The 4,341-nt window shown below is 64.4% G+C and carries 4 protein-coding genes; 3 read left to right on the forward strand and 1 reads right to left on the reverse strand.

Going from position 1 to position 4,341, the window contains the following annotated elements:
• Window positions 1-708 (reverse strand): uracil-DNA glycosylase (locus JXA24_04425; GenBank protein MBN1283000.1); only part of this gene is annotated, 708 nt, incomplete at its 3' end.
• Between the two features lie 49 nt (window positions 709-757).
• On the opposite strand from JXA24_04425, the gene JXA24_04430 reads away from it, so the two are divergent.
• The 3 genes from JXA24_04430 (at window position 758) to JXA24_04440 (ending at window position 4,304) form a co-directional block, all read left to right on the forward strand.
• Window positions 758-1,675, forward strand: coding sequence for a zinc dependent phospholipase C family protein (locus JXA24_04430; protein ID MBN1283001.1), 918 nt, complete (start codon window positions 758-760; stop codon window positions 1,673-1,675).
• A gap of 86 nt (window positions 1,676-1,761) precedes the next feature.
• Complete coding sequence (locus JXA24_04435; protein MBN1283002.1) at window positions 1,762-3,042, forward strand: magnesium transporter; 1,281 nt, start codon at window positions 1,762-1,764, stop codon at window positions 3,040-3,042.
• Between the two features lie 23 nt (window positions 3,043-3,065).
• Window positions 3,066-4,304 (forward strand): Nramp family divalent metal transporter, encoded by a 1,239-nt coding sequence (locus JXA24_04440; GenBank protein ID MBN1283003.1) that lies wholly within the window; start codon window positions 3,066-3,068, stop codon window positions 4,302-4,304.
• Window positions 4,305-4,341: the final 37 nt, after the last annotated feature.

The following is a 4,341-nucleotide window of genomic DNA, read 5'->3' on the forward strand; positions in this document are numbered from 1 at the left end:
CATCACCTTCTGCATATCTTCCCAGACCGGCTTCTTCATAGCCTCGTTCCTGAGCAGGAACGCGGGGTGGTAGGTGGGCATCACCGGGATCCCCTGCCACTCAAGGAAGCGGCCCCTGGCCCTGCTGATCTTGAGATCGGGGCTGAAGAGGCTCTGGAGGGCGACTCCACCGAGGCAGACGATCACCCTGGGCCTGATTATCTCGACCTGGCTCATGAGGAACCCGATGCAGGCGGCGACCTCGTCGGGCTCCGGGTTGCGGTTGTTCGGGGGACGGCATTTGATGATGTTGGCTATGTAGACATCGTCACGGCAGAGGCCCATGGCCTTGATTATCTTGGTGAGGAGCTGCCCCGCGAGCCCCACGAACGGCTCGCCCTGCATGTCCTCGTCGCGGCCCGGGCCCTCGCCGATGAACATGAGCTCCGCCCCCGGATTCCCCGCCCCGAAGACGACCTTCGTGCGCCCCTTGTGGAGCTTGCACATCTTGCACTCCCCGATCTTCGCGCGCAGCGCCGCCATGGCCCCGGCCCTGTCACCCTCGGCAATCCTCGGTATCACGGGCCTCAAGGCCGCGCTGCGCCCTTTCCGCGCATGCGCCTTGACCACGGGCAGCTCGGTGAGCCCCAGGCTCGCCGCGTACTCGAGGAGGGCGCGCACCTTTCGCGCTCCTTCGAGGAGTTCTTTCGATCTCTCCCGTCCGGGCATCGGCAACTCCCGCTTTACGATTTCGAGGTGCGGGACTATAGTTTCGGCCATGCCGCTTGTCCATGCAGTAATTGCATTCGCCGCGGTCCTCCTCCTGCCGGCGGTGGCCCACGCCTGGGGGCCCGGCATGCACGTGGACGTGGCGCTCGGGGCCATGGCGCAGCTGGCCGCCATATCGCCCATGATCGCGGATCTCATGCGCCGCTTCCCCGAGGCGTTCGTGTACGGCTCTGCGAGCCCGGACATCGTCATAGGCAAGCGCTACTTCGGCTATCTGCACCACTGCCACAACTGGAGGATGGGGAAACTCATCCTCTCCGAGGCGGACTCCGAGGTGCAGAGGGCGGCCGCCTACGGCTATCTCATGCACCTGGCTGCCGACATCGTCGCGCACAACTACTACATCCCGTTCAAGATCGTGCGCAGCTGGGCCACGAGGATGCTCACGCACACCTACTGGGAGATGCGGTTCGACGTCGGCGTCTCCGAGGAGGCGTGGGAGATCCTGGGCGACGTCACCGAATCCACCGTAGAGGAGTTCGACCGGCTGCTCGAGCGCGTGCTCAGAAAGACCCTGTTCTCGTTCTCCACCAACAAGCGGATATTCAACTCGATCCTCATCCTGCAGAAGATGCGCGGGCTGCGGGCGAGCCTGCGCGCCTACGCCGCGCGCTCCCGATTCCCCATAGAGGACGAGAACCGCGCCCACTACATGGACCTCACCATGGATGCGGCGCTCGGCTTCCTGCGAGACCCGGAGCGCGCCCCCTGCCTCGAGATCGATCCGGCGGGACTCAGCAGGCTCGACTATGCCGCGAGGCTCCGCCGCAGCATAAGGGCCTCCATCAGGAAGGGGCTCATGGACGAGCGCCTGGCCGAGAGGCTCGTGGGGCTCACCAAGGAGAGCCTGGCGGTGGGGCTCTACCGGCCGAGCATGGTGCTCCCGGGGGTCATGGACGTGCTCTGAAGTGGCTGATTTTGCTTGCAATGGAGTCGACGAGGAGTAATGTCCGCCCCCAAAATGGAAAGCCAAGGCCCTGGCAGTAGCACATTATGTTCACCTACTTCACGGATATCGCGAGAAGGGACGTTCTCGACCGCCACGGAAGATATGTGGGGCACCCCTACGACTTCGCCGCGCGCCTCGACGAGGTCTATCCGCGCATAACCTCCCTCGTCGTCTCGAGGGGCACGTTCAAAAGACGGTACTTCGTCGTGGACTGGAAGGACGTCCACCAGACCGACCGCGGGCTTCAGCTCAAGGTCCCGATCGAGACGCTCTCCGAGGTCGCCTCCTACCGCAACGGGGACGAGCCCACGCTCCGCCGCAACATCCTGGACCAGCAGGTGGTCGACACGTTCAACAGAAAGCTCGTGCGCGTCAACGACCTGCACTTCCTCAAGGTGGACGACGACCTGAGGCTCGCCCATGTGGACATCGGTTTCCGCGGCCTGATACGAAGGCTCGGCTGGGAGCGGGCGGTCGACGGGGTCGTGCGCCTGTTCAACAGGCACGCGCGCTACCTCAACGAGGAGGGGCTCATCTCCTGGAAATACGTCCAGCCGCTCTCCATACAGTCGCCCACCGGCCAGATCCAGCTCAACGTCGACATGCGGCAGCTCAAGCAGATCCCGCCCTCCGACATATCGCAGATGCTCGCCGAGCTCGACCCGTACCAGCGGGCGGCGCTCATCAAGACGCTGGACGTCCAGGGCCAGGTGGACACCATCACCGAGCTCGACCTCAAGATTCAGAGGGACATCATAGAGGAGCTGGACGCCCAGACCGCGGTGCGCCTCTTCGAGCGCATGCCGTCCGACGAGGCGACGGACCTGCTGGCCAAACTCCAGAAGCGCGACGCGGACCGCATCATCGGCATGCTCTCGGCCAAGAAGGCCCGCGAGATCTCGGACCTCATGGAGCACGAGGCCGACTCGGCCGGAGGCCTCATGACCAAGGAGTTCATCGCGCTTCGGCCCTCCATGACCGTCGGCCAGGCGATCGACCACATCCGCTGCGTGGAGATCCAGAAGGCTGAGACGATCTACAGCGCGTTCGTGGTGGACGAGCACGACGTGCTCATGGGCTCCGTGTCGTTCCGCAGGCTCCTGCTCGAGCCGATGGAGGCGAAGATCGCCGACGTGATGCAGCAGAAGCCCCCCGCGGTCAACGTCGAGACCTCGGTCAAGGACGTGGCCTACACCATGGACAAGTACAACCTCTACACGCTGCCCGCGATCGACGACGACGGAAAGCTCGAGGGGATCATCACCGTGGACGACGTGCTGCACGCGGCGGTCGAACAGGCATGGGGCAAACGCGGCGGGCTCTGATGGCTGACGAAATCACCCACAGGATGAAGACGCCGGGGCGCAGGGGGTTCTGGCGGAACATCGCGATCTTCCTCGCGGTGCTGGGGCCCGGCATCATCACCGCCAACGTGGACAACGACGCGGGCGGCATCGCCACCTACTCCGTGGCAGGCGCGCACTTCGGCTACGGCCTGCTCTGGGCGGTGGTGCCGGTGGTCTTCGCCCTCATCGTGGTCCAGGAGATGAACGCCCGCATGGGCGCGATCACGGGGAAGGGGCTCGCGGACCTCATCCGCGAGAACTTCGGCGCCAGGGTCACCTTCTACGCCATGCTGGCGCTCATGGTCACCAACCTCGGCAACACCATGTCCGAGTTCTCGGGCGTGGCGGCGAGCCTAGGCATCTTCGGCGTCTCCAAGTACATAAGCGTCCCGATCGCCGCGTTGCTCGTGTGGCTGCTCGTGGTCAAGGGGACCTACAAGTTGGTCGAGAAGGTCTTCCTCGTCGCGTGCGTCTTCTACCTCTCGTACATAGTCTCCGGTTTTCTCGCCGGGCCGGGCTGGGGCGAGGTCGGCATGGCCATGGTGACCCCCAGGATACGATTCGACATGCCGTACCTCTACATGCTGATAGGCGTCATAGGGACGACCATCGCGCCCTGGCAGCTCTTCTTCCTGCAGGCATCGATAGTGGAGAAGGGGGTGACCGCGGAGCAGTTCCGTCACTCGCGCTGGGACGCGGTGATCGGCTGCATCATGGCCGGCGTGGTGGTCTTCTTCATAATAGTGGCCTGCGCCGCCACCCTGTATCCGGCCGGGATCCGCGTTGTGGACGCGGCCGACGCGGCGCTCGCGCTCGAGCCGCTGGCCGGCCGGTACTGCTCGTGGCTCTTCGCCTTCGGCCTGTTCAACGCCTCGATCTTCGCCGCCTGCGTGCTGCCGCTGGCGGTGGCCTACTACGTCTGCGAGGGGCTCGGCTTCGAGGCCGGCATCAACAAGAGCTTCTCCGAGGCGCCGCAGTTCTACGGCCTATTCACCGCCACTATCCTCATCGGCATGGGGGTGGTGCTCATACCCGGATTCCCGCTCTTCCGCATGATGGTGCTCTCGCAGGTGGTAAACGGCGTGGTGCTGCCCTTCATCCTCATCTTCATGATCGTGCTGGCCAACCGCAGCGACGTGATGGGGGAGTTCACAAACGGCCGCATCTGGAACTCTGTCGCATGGGTCACGGTGGTGGGGGTGATCGCGCTCACCGTGATGATGACCCTGAGCTTTCTATGATCAGGGGCCTGCGGACGTTTTTTTCTCTGACAGGGCC

The organism is Pseudomonadota bacterium (assembly GCA_016927275.1).
Classification (GTDB): domain Bacteria; phylum UBA10199; class UBA10199; order 2-02-FULL-44-16; family JAAZCA01; genus JAFGMW01.

Coding starts and splice junctions, on each gene's coding strand:
- JXA24_04430 (MBN1283001.1), top strand. CDS start 758: ATGCCGCTTGTCCATGCAGTAATTGCATTCGCCGCGGTCCTCCTCCTG.
- JXA24_04435 (MBN1283002.1), top strand. CDS start 1,762: ATGTTCACCTACTTCACGGATATCGCGAGAAGGGACGTTCTCGACCGC.
- JXA24_04440 (MBN1283003.1), top strand. CDS start 3,066: ATGAAGACGCCGGGGCGCAGGGGGTTCTGGCGGAACATCGCGATCTTC.